The 18,330-nt window shown below is 64.2% G+C and carries 16 protein-coding genes, 1 other RNA gene and 1 pseudogene; 9 read left to right on the top strand and 9 right to left on the bottom strand.

Annotation, left to right across the window (positions count from 1 at the left end; translation table 11 throughout):
• Window positions 1–66: 66 nt before the first annotated feature.
• The 6 genes from dapE to ffs all read right to left on the bottom strand — a co-directional run bounded on the left by dapE (window position 67) and on the right by ffs (window position 5,122).
• A complete protein-coding gene (gene dapE / locus I2H36_RS13710; protein WP_196264462.1) occupies window positions 67–1,230 on the bottom strand; it encodes a succinyl-diaminopimelate desuccinylase in 1,164 nt (387 codons plus the stop codon).
• Between the two features lie 4 nt (window positions 1,231–1,234).
• Complete coding sequence (gene dapD / locus I2H36_RS13705) at window positions 1,235–2,080, bottom strand: 2,3,4,5-tetrahydropyridine-2,6-dicarboxylate N-succinyltransferase (RefSeq protein WP_196264461.1); 846 nt, start codon at window positions 2,078–2,080, stop codon at window positions 1,235–1,237.
• A gap of 77 nt (window positions 2,081–2,157) precedes the next feature.
• The gene (gene recR / locus I2H36_RS13700) at window positions 2,158–2,763 is read right to left on the bottom strand and encodes a recombination mediator RecR (RefSeq protein WP_196264460.1); all 606 of its coding nucleotides are present in this window, start codon (window positions 2,761–2,763) and stop codon (window positions 2,158–2,160) included.
• Window positions 2,764–2,837: 74 nt separating this feature from the next.
• On the bottom strand, window positions 2,838–3,158 hold the full coding sequence (locus tag I2H36_RS13695; protein ID WP_196264459.1) for a YbaB/EbfC family nucleoid-associated protein: 321 nt from the start codon (window positions 3,156–3,158) through the stop codon (window positions 2,838–2,840).
• 15 nt (window positions 3,159–3,173) lie between these two features.
• Window positions 3,174–4,997, bottom strand: coding sequence for a DNA polymerase III subunit gamma/tau (locus I2H36_RS13690; RefSeq protein ID WP_196264458.1), 1,824 nt, complete (start codon window positions 4,995–4,997; stop codon window positions 3,174–3,176).
• A gap of 28 nt (window positions 4,998–5,025) precedes the next feature.
• An RNA gene (gene ffs / locus I2H36_RS13685) (signal recognition particle sRNA small type) lies at window positions 5,026–5,122 on the bottom strand.
• Window positions 5,123–5,364: 242 nt separating this feature from the next.
• Here ffs and I2H36_RS13680 point away from each other — a divergent pair.
• Both I2H36_RS13680 and nudC read left to right on the top strand, forming a co-directional pair.
• Window positions 5,365–5,775 (top strand): HIT domain-containing protein, encoded by a 411-nt coding sequence (locus I2H36_RS13680; protein ID WP_196264457.1) that lies wholly within the window; start codon window positions 5,365–5,367, stop codon window positions 5,773–5,775.
• A 3-nt stretch (window positions 5,776–5,778) separates the two neighbouring features.
• Window positions 5,779–6,681 carry an NAD(+) diphosphatase gene (gene nudC, locus I2H36_RS13675; protein WP_196264456.1) on the top strand — a complete coding sequence of 301 codons (903 nt, stop codon included), beginning with the start codon at window positions 5,779–5,781 and terminating at the stop codon, window positions 6,679–6,681.
• Window positions 6,682–7,289: 608 nt separating this feature from the next.
• Here nudC and I2H36_RS13670 read toward each other — a convergent pair.
• Genes I2H36_RS13670 through I2H36_RS13660 form a run of 3 tightly spaced genes read right to left on the bottom strand, consistent with a single transcriptional unit; the run spans window position 7,290 to window position 9,414 of the window.
• Window positions 7,290–7,823: a GNAT family N-acetyltransferase gene (locus I2H36_RS13670; protein WP_196264455.1), complete on the bottom strand. Its 534-nt coding sequence runs from the start codon at window positions 7,821–7,823 to the stop codon at window positions 7,290–7,292.
• Window positions 7,820–8,674, bottom strand: a complete 855-nt coding sequence (locus tag I2H36_RS13665; protein WP_196264454.1) for a prephenate dehydratase — start codon at window positions 8,672–8,674, stop codon at window positions 7,820–7,822. Before I2H36_RS13665 ends, I2H36_RS13670 begins: the two co-directional genes overlap by 4 nt.
• Entirely contained in the window at window positions 8,671–9,414 is a 744-nt protein-coding gene (locus tag I2H36_RS13660) for a 3-deoxy-manno-octulosonate cytidylyltransferase (RefSeq protein ID WP_196264453.1), read from the bottom strand. Before I2H36_RS13660 ends, I2H36_RS13665 begins: the two co-directional genes overlap by 4 nt.
• A gap of 271 nt (window positions 9,415–9,685) precedes the next feature.
• Between I2H36_RS13660 and I2H36_RS13655 the strand changes: the two genes are divergently transcribed.
• The 7 genes and pseudogenes from I2H36_RS13655 to I2H36_RS13625 all read left to right on the top strand — a co-directional run bounded on the left by I2H36_RS13655 (window position 9,686) and on the right by I2H36_RS13625 (window position 18,313).
• Window positions 9,686–10,321: a c-type cytochrome gene (locus tag I2H36_RS13655; protein ID WP_196264452.1), complete on the top strand. Its 636-nt coding sequence runs from the start codon at window positions 9,686–9,688 to the stop codon at window positions 10,319–10,321.
• 156 nt (window positions 10,322–10,477) lie between these two features.
• Window positions 10,478–12,319, top strand: a complete 1,842-nt coding sequence (locus I2H36_RS13650; RefSeq protein WP_425523309.1) for an extracellular solute-binding protein — start codon at window positions 10,478–10,480, stop codon at window positions 12,317–12,319.
• Window positions 12,316–14,181, top strand: a complete 1,866-nt coding sequence (locus I2H36_RS13645; protein ID WP_196264450.1) for an extracellular solute-binding protein — start codon at window positions 12,316–12,318, stop codon at window positions 14,179–14,181. The genes I2H36_RS13650 and I2H36_RS13645 overlap by 4 nt, the downstream gene beginning before the upstream one ends.
• Window positions 14,182–14,261: 80 nt before the next feature.
• Window positions 14,262–14,408 (top strand): annotated as a pseudogene (locus tag I2H36_RS13640) (DUF4260 family protein); the annotation flags it as partial.
• A complete protein-coding gene (locus I2H36_RS13635) occupies window positions 14,408–15,523 on the top strand; it encodes a microcin C ABC transporter permease YejB (protein WP_196264449.1) in 1,116 nt (371 codons plus the stop codon). The pseudogene I2H36_RS13640 and the gene I2H36_RS13635, both read left to right, overlap by 1 nt.
• A 1-nt stretch (window position 15,524) precedes the next feature.
• A complete protein-coding gene (locus I2H36_RS13630) occupies window positions 15,525–16,688 on the top strand; it encodes an ABC transporter permease (protein ID WP_196264448.1) in 1,164 nt (387 codons plus the stop codon).
• Window positions 16,685–18,313, top strand: a complete 1,629-nt coding sequence (locus I2H36_RS13625; RefSeq protein WP_196264447.1) for an ABC transporter ATP-binding protein — start codon at window positions 16,685–16,687, stop codon at window positions 18,311–18,313. The genes I2H36_RS13630 and I2H36_RS13625 overlap by 4 nt, the downstream gene beginning before the upstream one ends.
• Window positions 18,314–18,330: the final 17 nt, after the last annotated feature.

The raw sequence follows: 18,330 nt of genomic DNA, 5'->3' as shown, positions 1-18,330 counted from the left end.
TGGGCGGACGTCCTAAAACGTTCCGCCCAATTTCCGACTTTAGTCTAAATAGTCAGGCTTGAGCTTTCAGTATGCAGCGGCGAAGTAGGCGTCCAGCACCTTGCGGTAAATCCCTGTCAGGCGGTCCAGATCGGCCACCGGCACCCGCTCGTCGATCTGGTGCATCGTCTGCCCCACGAGGCCGAACTCAACCACCGGACAGTCCTTCACAATGAAGCGAGCATCCGACGTGCCGCCAGTGGTGGACAGCTTCGGCTGAAAACCGGTCTCGGCCTTGATGGCATCGGCGATGAAGCCCACGAACGCATTCGGAGGCGTCAGGAACGCGACCGCGTTGGTGGGGTCCATGGTGAGACGGTAGCGCACCGTATTGCCGGCAGCCTCGCGCAGGCGGCGGTCGATCTCCTCCTCCAGGCTTTGAGGATTCCAGAGATCGTTGAAGCGAATGTTGAAGGTGGCCCGCGCTTCGGCCGGGATGACGTTGGAGGCAGGATTCCCCACATCGACGGTGGTGACCTCCAGGTTCGAGGCGTCGAAATGCTCCGTGCCGTGATCGAGCGGTTCCTTCAACAGACCGGAGATCAGGCGCAGCATGCCGGGAATTGGGTTGTCGGCCAGATGCGGATAAGCCACGTGGCCCTGCTTGCCCTCGACGACGATCCGGCCCGTCAGCGAGCCGCGCCGGCCGATCTTGATCATGTCCCCAAGCTGGTTCGGATTGGTGGGCTCACCAAGGATGCAGTGGTCGAACCGCTCGCCCCGGCCTTTCGCCCATTCGAGAAGCTTGACCGTGCCGTTGACGGCCGGCCCCTCTTCATCGCCTGTGATGAGGAACCCAATGGAGCCCTTGAATTCGGGATTGTTGCGGATGAAGTCGAGTGCCGCCGCCATCATGCAGGCGATGCCGCCCTTCATATCGACCGCACCGCGCCCGTAGAGCTCGCCGCCATGGATCTCGCCGCTGAACGGATCGTGCGTCCAGCGGGCCGCGTCGCCCGGCGGCACGACATCGGTGTGGCCGGCGAAAAGCAGACAGGGCTCGCCCCGACCGTAGCGGGCATAGAGGTTTTCCACGTCCGGCGTACCGGGCTCAGAGAAGACCGGCCGGTGCACCTCGAACCCCGCCTCCTTCAGCACGCCCTCGATGAAAGCGAGCGCCCCGCCCTCCTCCGGCGTCACGGAGGGGCAGCGCAGGAGGGATTGGGCAAGGGAGAGGGGTGAGAGTTCCATCGGATCAATCGCGCAACAGCTCGTTGATCCCAGTCTTTGCTCGTGTCTGCGCATCGACACGCTTCACGATGACGGCGCAGTAGAGGGACGGGCCGGGGTTGCCGTCCGGGAGCGGCTTGCCGGGGAGGGAGCCCGGTACGACTACCGAGTACGGCGGCACGCGGCCGACGAAAACCTCGCCGGTGTTGCGGTCGATGATCTTGGTGGAGGCCGAGAGGAACACGCCCATGGAGAGCACCGAGCCCTCGCCGACCACCACGCCTTCCACCACCTCGGAGCGGGCGCCGATGAAGCAGTTGTCCTCGATGATCGTGGGATTGGCCTGGAGCGGCTCCAGCACGCCGCCGATGCCGACGCCGCCGGAAAGGTGCACGTTCTTGCCGATCTGAGCGCAGGAGCCCACCGTCGCCCAGGTGTCCACCATGGTGTTCTCGTCCACATAGGCGCCGAGATTGACGAAGGAGGGCATCAGCACCACGCCCGGCGCGATATAGGCGCCGCGGCGCACGGTGCAGTTCGGAACGGCGCGAAAACCTGCGGCGCGGAAGCGGTTTTCGCCCCAGCCGGCGAACTTGGACGGAACCTTGTCCCACCAGGTCGCCTCGCCTGGCCCGCCGCCGATCACTTCCATGTCGTTGAGGCGGAAGGAGAGCAGCACGGCCTTCTTCAGCCATTGATGCACCTGCCACTCGCCGCCGGCATTCTTCTCGGCCACGCGGGCCTTGCCGTCATCGAGAAGCCGCATGACTTCTTCCACGGCCTCGCGCACGGCTCCCGTGGTGGAGGCGCTGACATTGGCCCGGTCTTCCCAGGCGGCATCGATCGTTTGGGCGAGGTCAGTGGTGGACATGAGCAGCTCGGAGCAAAGGTTTCGTTGCCGCCTGATTAGCAACGGTGCTTCGGCCTGTCACCTAAAAGACGCTCCGCTCAGAACGACGTGCGCTGCCTGATCGCAGCCGAGAGCGTGCCTTCGTCGAGATAATCGAGCTCGCCGCCGACGGGTACGCCGTGGGCAAGCTTCGTCACCTTCAAGGGCAGATGCGCGAGCAGCTCGGTGATGTAATGGGCCGTGGTCTGCCCATCCACTGTGGCGTTGAGGGCCAGGATAACCTCCGCCACGCCGGGCTCCGACACGCGGGCGACGAGGCGCTCTAGGTTCAGGTGTTCGGGACGAACGCCATCAAGCGGCGACAGCACGCCGCCGAGCACATGGTACTTGGCGCTGACGGCGCCCGAACGTTCCAGCGCCCAGAGATCGGATACGTCCTCCACCACCACGAGGATCGATGGATCGCGCTTGGCGTCGCGGCAGATGGTGCAAGGCTCCTGCGTATCGACATTGCCGCAAGACGAGCACACGACGATGCGCTCGTTGGCGATGCGCATGGCATCGCTCAGCGGGTTGAGCAGCGTCTCTCGCTTCTTGATGAGATGCAGCGCCGCGCGCCGTGCAGAGCGGGGACCTAACCCCGGCAGGCGGGCAAGCAGCTGGATCAGGCGCTCGATCTCGGGACCGGCAGCGTGTTGAGCCATTCAAGTTCTCTTATGCTTGTGTCGCATCGCTCAATGCGAAGAACCGGCATCCACTTCTTCGCGCGATGCTCCGCTCAGAACAGCTTCAGGCCGGGCGGCAGCGGCAGGCCCTTGGTGATGCTTTCCATGCGCTCCTGGGCGGCGCGTTCGGCCTTGCCGCGGGCATCGTTCATGGCGGCCACGATGAGATCCTCGACAATCTCTTTCTCGTCCGGATTCAGGAGCGAGGGATCGATGTTGATCGACTTGAGATTGCCCTTGCCGGTCACCTTCACGGTCACGACACCGCCGCCTGCCGTGCCGTCGACTTCAATGGTGTCAAGCTCAGCCTGGGCGTCCTGCAGCTTCTGCTGCATCGCCTGAGCCTGCTTCATCAATCCCATGATGTCCTTCATGACCGCATCCTCATTTCAAAACAGATCGTCGTCTTCTTCAGTCTCGTGCGCGGCGGCCGCATCCTCCCCGCCGAGGATCTCGGTTTCCGCATCCTCGCCGGCCTTCTCGGAGCGCTCGATGACGTTCACGATCTGCGCACCGGGGAACTTGGAGAGTACCGCCTGCACCAGGGGATGATTGGCTGCCCCCTCCTTGCGCTCGCGCTCAGCCGCGACCGCCTTTTCGTGCAGGGTCGGCGCACCTGCTTCAGAGGAGAGCGCCACCATCCAGCGCTCGCCGGTCCATTGCTGGAGGGCGCGGGTGAGATCGTTGGCGATGGTGCGGCTACCGGTCTCGGTGAGGCTGAGCTCGATGCGGCCCTCCTCGAAGCGCACGAGACGCACGTCCCGTTCCAGCGCCGCCTTCAGGACGATCTCGCGCTTCTCGCTGGCCAAGGCCACCACGTCCTCGAAGCGGCGCAGGCGCATGGTCGGCTCAGCCGGTGCCGGCTGCGCGCGCGGTTGCGGCTGAGGCTGCGACGTTGCCAAAGCCATATTGCCTGAGGTGGTGGGGCCGGAGGGGCGCGAGGGCGCGGGAGCCGGGCCGCCCGCGGGCAGCGGAGCGCCGTCCTTCAGAGCGCGCAGGGCCTCGTCCGGCGTCGGCAGGTCGGCCGCATAGGCGAGGCGCACGAGCACCATTTCAGCGGCGGCAATCGGGCGGTTCGAAGCCTGGACCTCGGGAATGCCCTTGAGCAGGATCTGCCAGGCGCGGGACAGGGTCCGGACCGAGAGCTTTGCGGCATAATCCATGCCGCGGGTGCGTTCGATCTCGGAGAGTGCGGGATCCTTGGAGGCTTCCGCGATCAGCTTGAGGCGGGTGACGATGTGCGAGAAGGCCGCGAGATCCGACAGGATCACGGCCGGGTCCGCGCCGGCATCGTATTGCGAACGCAACCCCGCGAAAGCCGCCGGCACGTCGCCCCGCATGATGGCTTCGAACAGATCGATAACCTGGCTGCGGTCGGCCAAGCCCAGCATGTCACGCACGGTGTCGGGCGTGACCACGCCGGCGCCATGGGCGATGGCTTGATCCATCAATGACAGGGAATCGCGCGCCGAGCCTTCCGCTGCGCGGGCGATGGCGGCAAGCGCCTCCTGCTCGGCTTTCACGCCCTCGGCGTCACAGATGCGGCCGAGATGGGCGACGAGCTTGTCCGCCTCGATGCGGCGCAGATCAAAGCGCTGGCAGCGGGACAGGATGGTGACGGGCACTTTTCGGATTTCGGTGGTGGCGAAGATGAACTTCGCGTGCGGCGGCGGCTCCTCCAGGGTCTTCAGGAAGGCGTTGAACGCCTTCTCCGAGAGCATGTGGACCTCGTCGATGATGTAGACCTTGTAGCGGGCCGAGACGGGCGAATAGCGGATGCCATCGATAATCTGGCGGACATCGTCGATGCCGGTATGGGAGGCGGCGTCCATCTCCAGCACGTCCACGTGCCGCGATTCCATGATCGCTTCACAATGGACGCCGAGTTCCGGCATGTGGATGGTCGGCGCCCCGGAGCCATCGGATTTCTGGTAGTTTAGGCCGCGGGCCAGGATGCGGGCCGTGGTGGTCTTGCCGACGCCGCGGACGCCGGTGAGCATCCAGGCCTGCGGGATGCGGCCGGTCTCGAAGGCGTTCGAGAGGGTGCGAACCATCGCCTCCTGGCCGATCAGGTCATCGAAGGTCTTGGGACGGTATTTACGGGCAAGAACGCGGTAGGGCGAGGCCTTCGCGGCCGCCGGTGCTGGCGCGGCGGGGAAGCCCGGCAGGGCCGGCTCGTCGTTCAGGGGCGTGCCGGCTGTGGTATCGTCCATCGACTGCAAGGCTTTGGAGAAACTTCAAGGTGGGAGGCTGGACGAAGACCCGTTCGGTCTCGTTAGGGCTGCTTCCTTCCGGACCTGACCCGGTTGGCGAGTGAGACGTCCCTCGCCAACCTCCCACCGGCTATATGAGGGCATCGGCCCCGAAACGCAAGTTGGAAACGAGCCCCTGCCGGGGTCATCCCCGCTCTCCACCACGCTGCATTGTCATCCCGGCGGTCCGCAGGACCGGGAAGGGAATCCACGCACACCCTCAGCGCTATGGATCCCCTTCCCTCGCCTGACGCCTCGCCGGGGATGAGGTGCAAGGTTGATGCCGACAATGGCTGACACGGCGCCGCTGGCTCGGTTACATAGCCCCATGACATTTCAGCTCGATTCCCGGCTCGACGCCGACACGATCCCGGTCGGCGACCTCGCCCTCTCCTCGGTCCTGCTTCTGAACGACGCACGATTTCCCTGGTTCGTCCTGGTGCCGCGCATCGACGGCGTGAGCGAACTCACCGATCTTTCAGAGGAGCAATCCGCCCAGCTGATCCAGGAGATCCGCATTGCCACGAAGGTCATGCTGGAGCTCTCGAAGCCCGACAAGGTGAATGTGGGCGCGCTCGGCAATATCGTGACGCAGCTCCATGTCCACGTGATCGGGCGCTTCCGCTCCGATCCGGCCTGGCCCGGCCCTGTCTGGGGGCACGGGACTCGGACGCCCTACCCTCCTCACGCGGCCTCTGCACTCCTCGAGCGCGCCGCCACTCTTTTCGCGGCGGCCTGACACATGACCCGACCCATTGCCTTCATCACGAATTCGCTCGTCCGCCACAGCGCGGAACGGGACCCGGAGACGATTGCCAACGCCTTGGCCAATCCTTGGACCGCCATGGTCGTCCTGGCCGGCGACCTGCCCGTCCTGCAGATTGGCGAGCCTGGAACGAGCCTCCTGCCCGCCACGATTCTGGGTCGCCTACCCGCTCATCAGGAACAGGTGTTTCTCGGCACGTTGAACGATCGCCCTGTGGTGGCGACGCTTGCACCGCCCGAGACGGCAGAGCTGTTCCAGGACGATCCTGTCTTCGCGGCCGTCGATCTGCGGTCCATCGCGGTGCGTGGTCTCGTGCCGGAAGACGAACTCGGGATGCTCGCCATGGCGAAATCCCTGCTCGACTGGCATCGCCGCCACCGCTTCTGCGCCAATTGCGGCGCGCCGACGCAACCGGCCCAGGCGGGCTTCCGGCGCGACTGCGCCGCCTGCAGCGCCCAGCACTTTCCGCGCACCGATCCGGTCGTCATCATGCTGGTGACCCGGGGCGAGAAGTGCCTGATGGGGCGGCAGCCGCGCTTCCCGGAAAAGATGTATTCGTGCCTCGCGGGCTTCCTTGAGCCTGGTGAGACCATCGAGGATGCGGTGCGCCGGGAGACCTTCGAGGAGGCCGGGATCCGGGTGGGCGCGGTGCGCTACCTCGCCTCCCAGCCCTGGCCCTTCCCGTCCAACGTCATGATCGGCTGCGTGAGTGAGGCGCTCACCGACGAGATCGCATTCGACGGCGAGGAGCTGGAGGATGCCCGCTGGTTCACCAAGGACGATGTCCGGCGCATGTTGGAGGGCACCCACGAGCAATTCCTGGCGCCGGCTCCGATTGCGATTGCGAACCACCTCATCCGGGAATGGGTGAAGGATTAGAAGGCTCCGCGTTCGAGAGTGTCATCCCGGACGAGCGGAGCGAGATCCGGGATCCTGGACAGACTGGAGCGCCTGAACCTCACCGGTGTCATCCTCGCGCAGGCGGGGATCCATAAACGCTGACGGCGCAGACATAGGTGCGACGCTCCCCGCCCCGTCTTGAGGCGGCAGCGGTTCTGGATCCCGGATCGGCTCTGCTGTCCGGGATGACGCGGGTGGGCGGCGTGTCAAAAAGCCAGCACCTTGGGGCCCGCAGCCGTTGGGCTGCGAGCCTGAAGGTGGATCGAGGGAGGCGTGGCGGGCAGCCCGGCTCGATGGGTGTGGGAAATGTGAGAGCCAAGCTGCTCGTCACGCGCGGTTTGTTTCAGCGGACCTGGATCAAGCCAGGATCGGCCACCCGCGATCACAGGCGTGCGAGGCCTGCGGCGGGACCGCTCCTCGCCCCACTCTTGCGACGCCTCGCGAGCGCGCCCCTCGTCGGGCCAGGATGTCCCCAGCTATAGCCCAGCTTAGGACGATTGTCAAGAACAAAATAGGAACATCGCTTCTGCTCGATTACTGTCATTCCCGGCCTGCTGCCGCCGGGGATGACAAGTGTCGAGGGGCGCTCAAAGTTGGGGTGCTAACTCAAACCGATACGCGACCTCGGCAACCATCTGGCCGCGCAGATCGAAGGACTGCTCTGGCCCGGGTTGTCCGCCGAGCGCCACGTAGAAACAGCGTGAAGCCAAGTTGTCCCTCAGGACCCACAGGCCGACCGAGCGAATGCCGTGGGCGGCGAGATGATCGAAGACGCCGCGCATCAGCCTGCGGCCGATGCCCTGCCGCTTGACCTTGTCGAGCAGGTAGAGGGCGAAAATTTCGGCCTCGGTCCCGAGCAACTCGGCACCTTCGCCCCGGATCGGCCCGCCTCGAATGAAACCGACGATCTCGCCGCCATCGTCCTCAGCCACGAGAAGCTTGGCCCGAGGCTCGGGCTCAGCCAGAGCCCCTCGCCACATCTGCATCCGCTCCTCGACCGACAGGCCCGCGAGGGCCTCCGGTGCGAGGAAATCTTTGTAGGATTCGCGCCAGCCCTGAACGTGAGCCTTGGCGATGCCCTCAACGTCTGTCTCGCGGCCGTCGCGGATGCTGATCGTCACTCCGCCGCGGCCCCAATCTTTTCCCGGAATGGATCAGCCGGGTAGACGCCGAGGATGCGCAGTTCGCGGGAGAAGAATTCCAACTCTTCGAGGGCCCGCTTGAGGTTTGCGTCCTCCGGGTGACCGTCGACCTCGGCATAGAACTGGGTTGCCAGGAACTCGCCCTCGAGCATGTAGCTCTCGAGCTTCGTCATGTTGATGCCGTTCGTCGCGAATCCGCCGAGCGCCTTGTAGAGCGCAGCCGGCAGGTTGCGGACGCGAAACACGAAGGACGTCACCGTCGGTCCCTGATCCTCGGGAGCCCATTGCGGCGTCTTGGACAGGATGACGAAGCGGGTGGTGTTGTGCGCCTCGTCCTCCACATTCTCCGCCAGGATCTTCAGGCCGTAGATGTCGGCCGCCATGCGGGGCGACAGCGACGCCCGGGTCGGGTCCTTCCATTCCGCCACCTCACGGGCGGAGCCTGCGGTATCGCCGGCCACATGGGCTTTCAAGCCAAGCTTGCGGATGATCTTGCGGCACTGGCCCAGGGCATGGACGTGGCTGTAGACATCCTTGATGGTGCCGAGATGGGCTCCAGGGATGGCCATCAGGTGAAAGTGGATCGGCAGGAAATGCTCGCCGACGATGTGCAGACCCGAGGTCGGCAGCAGATGGTGGATGTCGGCCACGCGACCGGCGATCGAGTTCTCGATCGGAATCATGGCAAGGGTCGCCGGGCCTTCGTTCACAGCCGCGAAAGCGTCCTCAAAGGTCGGGCACGGCAGCGCCTCCCAATCGGGACGTGCCTCGGAGCAGGCGGTATGGGAGTTGGCGCCCAGTTCACCTTGGAACGAAATAAGCTTGCTCATGCTGTCCTCCGAGCTGCGATCATGTCGCGCGCTCTTTCCAGATCGTGGGGAGTATCAACGCCCAGGGGCACATCATCGACCACGACGGCATCGATGCGCATGCCGGCTTCCAAGGCGCGCAACTGCTCCAGCTTCTCACGCAGCTCCAGGGGCGACGGCTGCAGGCCCACAAACCTCTGCAGCGCTCTGCGCCGATAGGCGTAGAGGCCGATGTGATGATAGAGCGGGCCGTCCCCGTAAGGCGCGGTCGCCCGGGTGAAGTAGAGCGCGCGGAAACGGCCTGGAGAAATATGGCTTCCCACCATCTTCACCACGTTGGGATTGGTCTTCTCCTCCTCGCGCCCGATGACGGCGACGAGCGTCGCCAGATCGACCTGCGGATCCGAGAGCGGTGTGATCGAAGCGGCGATGGCCCGGGGATCGACCGTCGGCAGATCGCCCTGCACGTTCACGATCACGTCGTGCCGCCCCTCCGGGTCGAGCTTTTCCACAGCCTCGAAGATGCGGTCCGACCCGGAGGCATGGTCGGCGCGCGTCATCACGGCCTGACCGCCTGCCTTTACAACGGCTTCGGCGATCTCCGGCGCATCGGTGGCGACTGCCACGGGCCCGATCCCGGCCTCCATCGCCCGGCGCCATACATGGACGATCATGGGTTCGCCGGCGATGTCGGCCAGCGGCTTGTTCGGCAGGCGCATCGCCGCGAGGCGGGCAGGAATGAGGACGAGGGGGTCGGACATGGCGCGATCTTCAAGGCAGGGACTTGAGGGTCCTTAGCAAGGCGGGTCCTGTTTGTCATGGGTGCGTGCGGCACTCTATACGGGACCTTGAGGCGCCCGAATGCGTTGCAACCCCGAACTGCGACCACGAGAACGGCGAAAACCTCCGGAAACCCCATTGTCAAACCCCCATGACAACGGCTAAGCAACGCCCCGACGCGGGCACCCGCCCGCGGATCCTTTCTGCTGCGCTGGTTTCGCCGCTTTTACGAAGGCGAGGAGAGCCTCATTCATGAATATCGAGACCAATAAGATCGCAGGCGCCGTTTTCGCCTCGCTTCTCTTCGTGGTCGGCGTCAATGTCATCGCCGGCGGCCTGTTTTCTCCCCATAAGCCCGCCGTCCCAGGTTATGACCTCCCGGCGCCGGAAGAAGGCGCTGCTGCCGGTGCAGGGGCTGCCGCCGCTCCGGCCGAGCCGCTTCCCGTTCTTCTCGCCAGCGCCGACGTCGCCAAGGGTCAGGCTGCGGCCAAGAAGTGCGCCTCCTGCCACACCTTCGAGGAGGGCGGCCCCAACAAGGTCGGGCCGAATCTCCATGGCGTCGCCGGACGTCCTCTCGCGTCCCACGCGGGCTTCAACTATTCGGGCGCCCTCAAGGGCAAGGGCGGCGAGTGGAATTACGAGGCCCTGAACGCCTTCATCCAGAACCCCAAGCAGGCCGTTCCCGGCACCATCATGGCCTTCGCGGGCATCGCCCAGGCCAAGGAGCGGGCCGACGTCATCGCCTATCTGAAGTCGATCTCCCCCAGCGCACCTCCGTTCCCCGAGGCATCGGCCGCGGCGGCTCCGGCTGCCACCCCTGCGGCGGCACCCGCTGCAGGAGGGGCTCCTGCCGCTGGAGGAGCGACCGCCGCTCCCGCGGCGCAGTAAAGCGCATCACGCTCACATTCAGGAGAGCCGGGCCGAAACGCCCGGCTTTTTCTTTTGAGCCGCCTCCCCTTTCAGGCGTTGTCCCTTGCGCTCGACCCAACGCGCCCAAAAATCTAGCGAACGACAGACGCCTCATATCCTTGGAGACGCCGTGTGATCCGTACCCTTCTGCCGAGCCTCCTGGCCGCCTGCCTTGCCCTCACACCCCTCGCAGCCCAGGAAGCGCCATGGCGGCACGGTTCGGTCCTGCTGGATGAGCCGAAATACCCCGCAGGCTTCAAGCATTTCGATTACGTGAACCCGAATGCCCCGAAGGGCGGACTGGTCCGATTGGGCGCCCAGGGTACCTTCGACAGCTTCAACATCGTGGTGGCCGGCGTGAAGGGATCACCTGAACAGGGCGTGGGCCTCGTCTACGAAGCCCTGACCACCTCCGCCCTCGACCAGCCGAACTCGTCCTACGGGCTCCTGGCCGAGGCGTTCTCCTATCCCGAGGATTATTCCTCCGTCACCTTCCGCCTGCGCCCGGAAGCGCGCTGGCATGACGGGAAGCCGGTCACGCCAGACGACGTGATCTTCTCCTTCGAGGCCCTCAAGGCCAACAGCCCCACTTACGCCTTCTACTATGCCAACGTGACGAAGGCCGAGAAGCTGGGCGACCGGGAGGTGAAGTTCACCTTCGACGAGAAGGGCAACCGCGAGCTGCCGCAGATCATGGGGCAGCTCATCGTCCTGCCTAAGCACTGGTGGGAAGGCACCGCGCCGGACGGGCGCAAACGCGACGTGACGCAGACGACCCTGGAGCCGCCGCTGGGCTCCGGCCCCTATCGCCTCAAGAGCTTCGAGGCGGGCCGCACCGCATCCTACGAACGCGTGAAGGATCATTGGGGCGTCAATCTCAATGTGAATATCGGCCAGAACAACTTCGACGAGATTCGTTTCGAGTATTATCGCGACGCAACCGTGCTGCTCGAAGCCTTCAAGGGTGATCGCATCGACTTTCGCTCCGAGAACAGCGCCCGCAACTGGGCTGTTGGTTATGACTTTCCGGCGCGCCAGGAAGGGCGTGTGATCCGTGAGGAATTCCCAATCCGCGCGAGCGGCAGGATGCAGGCTTTCGTGCTCAATCTCAGGCGCGACCAGTTCAAGGACCAGCGCGTGCGCCGGGCCTTCAACCTTGCTTTCCCGTTCGAGGAGCTGAACAAGACGATCTTTTACGGGCTCTATGAACGACCCTCGAGCTACTTCTATGGATTGGATCTTGCGTCATCGGGGCTGCCCGAGGGCAAGGAGCTGGAGATCCTGGAGACCGTGCGCGACAAGGTTCCGCCTGCCGTCTTCACGACCCCTTACAAGAACCCGGTCAACGATTCCCCCGAAGCCATTCGCAACAACCTGCGCGAAGCCGACCGCCTGCTGAAGGAAGCGGGCTGGGAGGTGAAGGGCGGCCGCCGCGTCAACGCCAAGGGCGAAGTCTTCAGCGTCGAGCTTCTCGGCAGCAGCCCCAACGACGAGCGCATCTTCCTGCCCTACGCGGATGTTCTCAAACGTCTCGGCATCGCCGCCAGCGTGCGCACCGTGGACGATGTTCAGGAAACCAACCGCACCCGCGCGTTTGATTTCGACATCACCACCGGCTTGTGGCCGCAATCGTCCTCGCCGGGCAATGAGCAGCGCGAATTCTGGGGTTCACAGTCGGCGAAACGCGAAGGCTCGCAGAACCTCGCCGGCATTGCGGACCCGGCAGTCGATGCGCTCATCGATCGCGTGATCTTCGCCAAGGATCGTGACGAGCTGGTTGCCGCCACGAAGGCGCTCGACCGCGTGCTGCTGGCGCACGATTACGTGGTTCCGCAATGGACGTCGCTCAAGCAGCGCACCGCCCGTTGGGACCGCTACAGCCACCCCGAGACCATGCCGCGATACGGCGGTGCCGCCTTCCCGACCATCTGGTGGTACGATCAGGCTAAGGCCGCCAAGACGGGAGCGCCGCGATGAGAGAGTTCAGCCGCCGCAGAGTTCTTCAGACAGGTGTCGCGAGCGCTGCTCTCTCGATCCTCCCTCGTGCGGGTTGGACGCAGGAAGGCAATGGTTCTGAAACCCACGGCCTCTCCAGCTTCGGCGAGCTGAAATACCCGCCCGACTTCAAGCATTTCGAATACGTGAACCCGGCGGCTCCGAAAGGCGGCACGCTGGCGATCCAGATCAAGCAGACGCTGGGCAACCAGAACTTCGACACCTTCAACACGCTCAACGTCTTCGTGCTGAAAGGCGATGGCGCCGCCGGCATGGCCGGCACCTTCGACACCCTGATGGCAGGCTCCGGCGACGAGCCTGATGCGCTCTACGGACTTGTGGCGAAAAGCGTGCGCATCTCCGACGACAAGCTCACCTATCGCTTCACGCTGCGACCGGAAGCGCGCTTCCACGACGGCTCGCGGCTGACCGCGAAGGATGCGGCTTTCTCGTTGAACATCCTGAAGGCAAAAGGCCATCCGATTTTCACCCAGCTCCTGACACAGATGGCCTCGGCGGAAGCGGAATCCGACGATGTGCTGCGCGTGCAGTTCACGCCGCAGCGCAGCCGTGACCTGCATCTGGTCGTTGCCGGCCTGCCGATCCTCTCCGAGCGCTACTGGCAGGGCAAGGATTTCGAGGCGGCGACATTGGAGGCCCCGCTCGGTTCAGGTCCGTACAAGGTGGGCCGCTTCGAGGTCGGGCGCTTCATTGAATTCGATCGCGTGCCGGATTACTGGGCCAAGGACTTGCCCGTGAATGTGGGTCAGAACAATTTCGACCGCATCCGCTATGAGTATTTCCGCGATCGCACCGTCGCGTTCGAGGCGTTCAAGAACGGCACGCTCAACTTCCATGAGGAGTCTACGTCGCGAACCTGGGCGACGGGCTACGACTTTCCCGCCGTCCGCGAGGGCCGCGTCAAGAAGGAGGAAATCCCGAATACCCTGCCGGCCCCGATTCAGGGCTGGTACTTCAACACCCGCCGCGAGATGTTCAAGGATCCGCGCATTCGCGAGGCGCTCGGGCTGGCCTTCGATTTCGAATGGACCAACACGAACATCATGTTCGGCTCCTATCGCCGAACAACATCGTTCTTTGAAAATTCGGACATGAAGGCCGTCGGCCGTCCATCGAGCGGGGAACTGGCGCTGCTGGAGCCGTTCCGCGACAAGCTGCCAGCTTCCGTGTTCGGTGAACCGGTCATGCCGCCGGTCTCCGACGGCTCGGGGCAGGACCGGCAGCTGCTCCGCCGAGCGGACGAGCTGCTGCGACAGGCCGGATGCAAGCGCGACGGCGGCGTTCTCAAGCTGCCGAACGGTCAGCCCTTCGTGATCGAGTTTCTGGACTTCCAGCCCTCGCTTCAGCCGCATACCCAGCCGTTCCAGAGCAACCTGAAGCGTCTCGGCATCGATGCCCGTTCTCGCATCGTAGATGCGGCGCAATATCAGCAGCGGCTGAACGAGTACGATTTCGACATCACGAGCCGGGCCCTCGTCGGCTCCTCAACGCCCGGCGACAGTTTGCGAACCGTCTACGGCTCCCAGGCCGCACGCACGCAGGGAGGGCAGAACCTGGCCGGGATCGAGCATCCGGCTGTCGACGCGCTGATCGAGACCATCGGCTGGGCCAAGTCGCGCCAGGACCTCAATGTCGCCTGCCGTGCCCTGGACCGGGTTCTCCGTTCGGGCCATTATTGGATTCCTATGTGGTTCAAGGCCAGCGACTGGCTTGCCTATTGGGACCAGTTCTCACGCCCCGAAACGAAGCCGCGCTTTGCCTCGGGAGCCCCGGGAACCTGGTGGTACGATGCCGAGAAAGCGAAGCGGATCGGGCGAGGTTAAGGTTTGGATACAGTTGTGACGACGCACAATGGGGCGGACATGCCCCGCCTGCTTCTGCGCCTTGAGGGCTTGGTCTTTTCCTCGATCACTCTATGCTGCTCGGGATCGCCGCCATCTGGGCGGCGCATATCGGGTTCGACTGTATGTTGGGATATGGCTTGAAATATTCGTCTGGCTTCAACGACACCCATCTCGGCCGCATCGGCCGGCAAGCAGCAGGCGCTTGATGCTGGCCTATATTGCGCGTCGTGTTCTTCTCATGATCCCCACCATCCTGGGCATCATGCTCATCTCCTTCGTGCTCGTGCAGTTCGCCCCCGGCGGCCCCGTTGAGCGCATCATCGCGCAGCTTCAAGGACAGGATTCCGGCGCAACCTCGCGCATCTCCGGCGGCGGGGGCGATCTGGCGGGCGGAGGCCAGTCTCCCGGCGGAGGCGGTGCAGGCGATGCCTCCTCGTCCCGCTATCGCGGCGCACAAGGGCTCGATCCGCAGTTCATCAAGCAGCTCGAAACGCAATTCGGCTTCGACAAGCCCGCCCATGAGCGCTTCCTGAAGATGATCTGGGATTACGCGCGCTTCGATTTCGGCAAGAGCTATTTCCGCGACATCTCCGTGCTGGAGCTCATCAAGGAGAAGCTGCCGGTCTCGATCAGCCTCGGCCTCTGGATGACGCTGCTGTCCTACGCCATATCGATTCCGCTCGGCATCAAGAAGGCGGTGCGGGACGGCTCCACCTTCGACATCTGGACCTCGGCCGTGGTCATCATCGGCTATGCGATCCCGGGCTTCCTCTTCGCGATCCTGCTGATCGTGCTGTTTGCCGGCGGCTCGTTCTGGCAGGTTTTTCCGCTGCGCGGCCTGACATCCGAAAACTGGGCCTTCATGCCGTGGTACTGGCAGATCGCGGATTATTTCTGGCACCTCGTTCTGCCCATCACGGCCATGGCGCTGGGGGCGTTCGCGACCTCGACCCTGTTGACCAAAAACTCCTTCCTCGACGAGATCCGCAAGCAATATGTGCTCACCGCGCGCATGAAGGGCCTGTCCGAGCGGCAGGTGCTCTACGGCCATGTCTTCCGCAATGCGATGCTCATCGTGATCGCAGGATTTCCTGGTGCCTTCATCGGGGCGTTCTTCGCCGGCGCGCTCCTCATCGAGACCATCTTTTCTCTCGATGGCCTCGGACTCCTCTCCTTCGAGTCGATCGTGAACCGTGACTATCCGGTGGTCTTCGCCAACCTCTACATCTTCTCGCTCGTAGGCCTGGCCGTGAACCTCGTGTCCGACCTCACCTATACCTGGATCGATCCGCGGATCGATTTCGAGACCCGGGAGGCGTGAGATGAACGAGAACGTTCCCGTCGTCTCTCCGGCCTCCTCGCCTGTCGCGCCGCCGCTGCCGCGCCAGGGCTTCATCAAGCTCTCGCCGCTCAACCGGCGACGATGGGAAAACTTCAAGGCGAACCGGCGCGGCTACTGGTCGTTCTGGATCTTCCTTGTCCTGTTCGTCCTGAGCATGTTCGCGGAGCTGATTGCCAACGACAAGCCGATCCTCGCCTCCTACAAGGGCGAGCTGCTCTACCCGGCCTTCGTGAATTATCCGGAGGAGAAGTTCGGCGGCTTCCTGGCGGTCACGGATTATCGCGACCCGGTGATCGCCAAAGAGATTCAGGACAACGGCTGGCTGCTCTGGGCGCCTGTCCGCTTTTCCTACACCACGCATAACCTCGACCTTCCCGTTCCGGCTCCCGCGCCGCCGACCTGGATGCTCACCGACGATCAATGCCGACCGATTGCAGAGCGCAACGGCGGCACCGGCTGCAACGATATCGAATGGAACTGGCTCGGCACGGACGATCAGGGCCGCGACGTGGTTGCGCGTCTCATCTACGGCTTCCGCATCTCAGTCCTGTTCGGCCTGACGCTGGCCGGGATCTCCTCCATCGTCGGCATCCTGGCCGGCGCCGTTCAGGGTTATTACGGCGGCTGGACGGACCTGCTGTTCCAGCGCTTCATCGAGGTCTGGACGGCCATTCCTTCCCTCTACCTGCTCATCATCATCTCGGCCGTGATCACGCCGAGCTTCTTCGTGCTGCTCGGCATCCTGCTGCTCTTCTCCTGGGTGTCGCTCGTGGGCGTGGTGCGCGCCGAGTTCCTGCGTGCCCGCAACTTCGAATATGTGCGCGCGGCCCGCGCCCTAGGCCTCTCCAATGCCACCATCATGTTCAAGCACCTGCTGCCAAACGCCATGGTGGCAACGCTGACCTTCATGCCCTTCATCATCAACGGCTCGATCACGACGCTGACCTCGCTCGACTTCCTCGGCTTCGGCCTGCCGCCGGGTTCGCCGTCGCTCGGCGAGTTGCTCGCGCAGGGCAAAGCGAACCTCCAGGCGCCATGGCTCGGTCTCGCCGGGTTCTTCGTGATCGCCGTGATGCTCAGCCTTCTCATCTTCGTCGGCGAAGCGGTGCGCGATGCCTTCGATCCGCGGAAGACGTTTCGATGACAGAACCCCTCCTCTCCGTTCAGGATCTCTCCGTCGCATTCCGCCAGGGCGGGGGCGACATGCTGGCGGTGGACCGCGTGTCCTTCGACGTCATGCCCGGCGAGACGGTAGCGCTGGTGGGCGAATCCGGGTCCGGCAAGTCGGTCACAGCGCTCTCGGCGCTCAAGCTCCTGCCCTATCCGTCCGCGCATCACCCGTCCGGCCGCATCCTTTTCAAGGGCAAGGACCTGATGCCGGCGGACGAGAACGCGATGCGAAAAGTCCGCGGCAACGACATCACCATGGTGTTCCAGGAGCCGATGACCTCGCTCAACCCGCTCCACACCATCGAGCGTCAGGTCGGCGAAATCCTTAAATTGCATCGCGGCCTCAATGACCGCGAGGCGCGCACCCGTACGCTGGAGCTTCTGCAACTCGTCGGCATCCGCGATGCAGAGTCGCGGCTTGATGCCTATCCGCACCAGTTGTCCGGCGGCCAGCGCCAGCGCGTGATGATTGCGATGGCGCTCGCCAACGAGCCCGATCTCTTCATCGCCGACGAGCCCACGACCGCGCTGGACGTGACGGTGCAGGCGCAGATCCTCAAGCTGCTTGCCGAACTCAAGAGCAGATTGAACATGTCGATGCTCTTCATTACGCACGACCTCGGCATCGTGCGCAAGATCGCCGACCGTGTCTGCGTAATGCTCAAGGGCAAGATCGTCGAGCAGGGCACGGTCGCAGAGGTCTTCGGCAATCCGCAGCATCCCTATACGCAGCGGCTGTTGGCTGCAGAACCCAAGGGCCGCGCCAATCCCGTTGCACACGATGCGCCGGTCATCGTCGAGGCTGGGCCGATCAAGGTCTGGTTTCCGATCAAGCGCGGCTTCTTCCAGCGCACTGTCGGCCATGTGAAGGCGGTTGACGGCGTGTCGGTGCGGGTGCGGCGGGGCGAGACAGTCGGCGTCGTGGGCGAGTCCGGGTCCGGCAAGACGACGCTGGGTCTGGCCATCCTGCGCCTTGTCCAGTCAGAAGGGCCCATCGTGTTCCTCGGCAACCGCATCGACGGGATGCGCGCCAAGGACATCCGTCCGATGCGCAAGAACCTTCAGGTGGTGTTCCAGGACCCTTACGGCTCCCTGTCGCCGCGCATGTCGATTGCCGAGATCGTCGAGGAAGGGCTTCTCGTCCAGAACAAAGGACTCTCATACGGGGAGCGCCGCAATATCGTGGCCAAGGCTCTGGACGACGTGGGCCTCGACCCGGCCACCATGGACCGCTACCCGCACGAGTTCTCCGGCGGCCAGCGCCAGCGTATCGCCATTGCCCGCGCCATGGCGCTGGAGCCGCAGTTCATCATGCTTGACGAGCCGACCTCGGCCCTCGACATGTCCGTGCAGGCGCAGATCGTCGAATTGTTGCGTGACCTGCAGAAGCGGCGCGACCTCGCCTACATGTTCATCAGCCACGATTTGAAGGTCGTGCGGGCACTCGCCAACCACGTGGTTGTGATGCAGAACGGCCAGATCGTCGAGGAGGGGTCGGCCGAGAGTATCTTCGCAGCCCCCCGCACCGACTACACCAAGGCCTTGTTCGCCGCCGCCTTCAATCTTGAAACGGCGGCCTCGAACGCGGTTCGCGAATAGGACTCTGCTGTTCTAAC

The organism is Microvirga terrestris (assembly GCF_015694425.1).
GTDB lineage: Bacteria > Pseudomonadota > Alphaproteobacteria > Rhizobiales > Beijerinckiaceae > Microvirga > Microvirga terrestris.
This window is presented reverse-complemented; position numbering and strand designations above follow the sequence as displayed.

Coding starts and splice junctions, on each gene's coding strand:
- dapE (WP_196264462.1), bottom strand. CDS start 1,230: ATGGAACTCTCACCCCTCTCCCTTGCCCAATCCCTCCTGCGCTGCCCC.
- dapD (WP_196264461.1), bottom strand. CDS start 2,080: ATGTCCACCACTGACCTCGCCCAAACGATCGATGCCGCCTGGGAAGAC.
- recR (WP_196264460.1), bottom strand. CDS start 2,763: ATGGCTCAACACGCTGCCGGTCCCGAGATCGAGCGCCTGATCCAGCTG.
- I2H36_RS13695 (WP_196264459.1), bottom strand. CDS start 3,158: ATGAAGGACATCATGGGATTGATGAAGCAGGCTCAGGCGATGCAGCAG.
- I2H36_RS13690 (WP_196264458.1), bottom strand. CDS start 4,997: ATGGACGATACCACAGCCGGCACGCCCCTGAACGACGAGCCGGCCCTG.
- I2H36_RS13680 (WP_196264457.1), top strand. CDS start 5,365: ATGACATTTCAGCTCGATTCCCGGCTCGACGCCGACACGATCCCGGTC.
- nudC (WP_196264456.1), top strand. CDS start 5,779: ATGACCCGACCCATTGCCTTCATCACGAATTCGCTCGTCCGCCACAGC.
- I2H36_RS13665 (WP_196264454.1), bottom strand. CDS start 8,674: ATGAGCAAGCTTATTTCGTTCCAAGGTGAACTGGGCGCCAACTCCCAT.
- I2H36_RS13660 (WP_196264453.1), bottom strand. CDS start 9,414: ATGTCCGACCCCCTCGTCCTCATTCCTGCCCGCCTCGCGGCGATGCGC.
- I2H36_RS13655 (WP_196264452.1), top strand. CDS start 9,686: ATGAATATCGAGACCAATAAGATCGCAGGCGCCGTTTTCGCCTCGCTT.
- I2H36_RS13645 (WP_196264450.1), top strand. CDS start 12,316: ATGAGAGAGTTCAGCCGCCGCAGAGTTCTTCAGACAGGTGTCGCGAGC.
- I2H36_RS13635 (WP_196264449.1), top strand. CDS start 14,408: ATGCTGGCCTATATTGCGCGTCGTGTTCTTCTCATGATCCCCACCATC.
- I2H36_RS13630 (WP_196264448.1), top strand. CDS start 15,525: ATGAACGAGAACGTTCCCGTCGTCTCTCCGGCCTCCTCGCCTGTCGCG.
- I2H36_RS13625 (WP_196264447.1), top strand. CDS start 16,685: ATGACAGAACCCCTCCTCTCCGTTCAGGATCTCTCCGTCGCATTCCGC.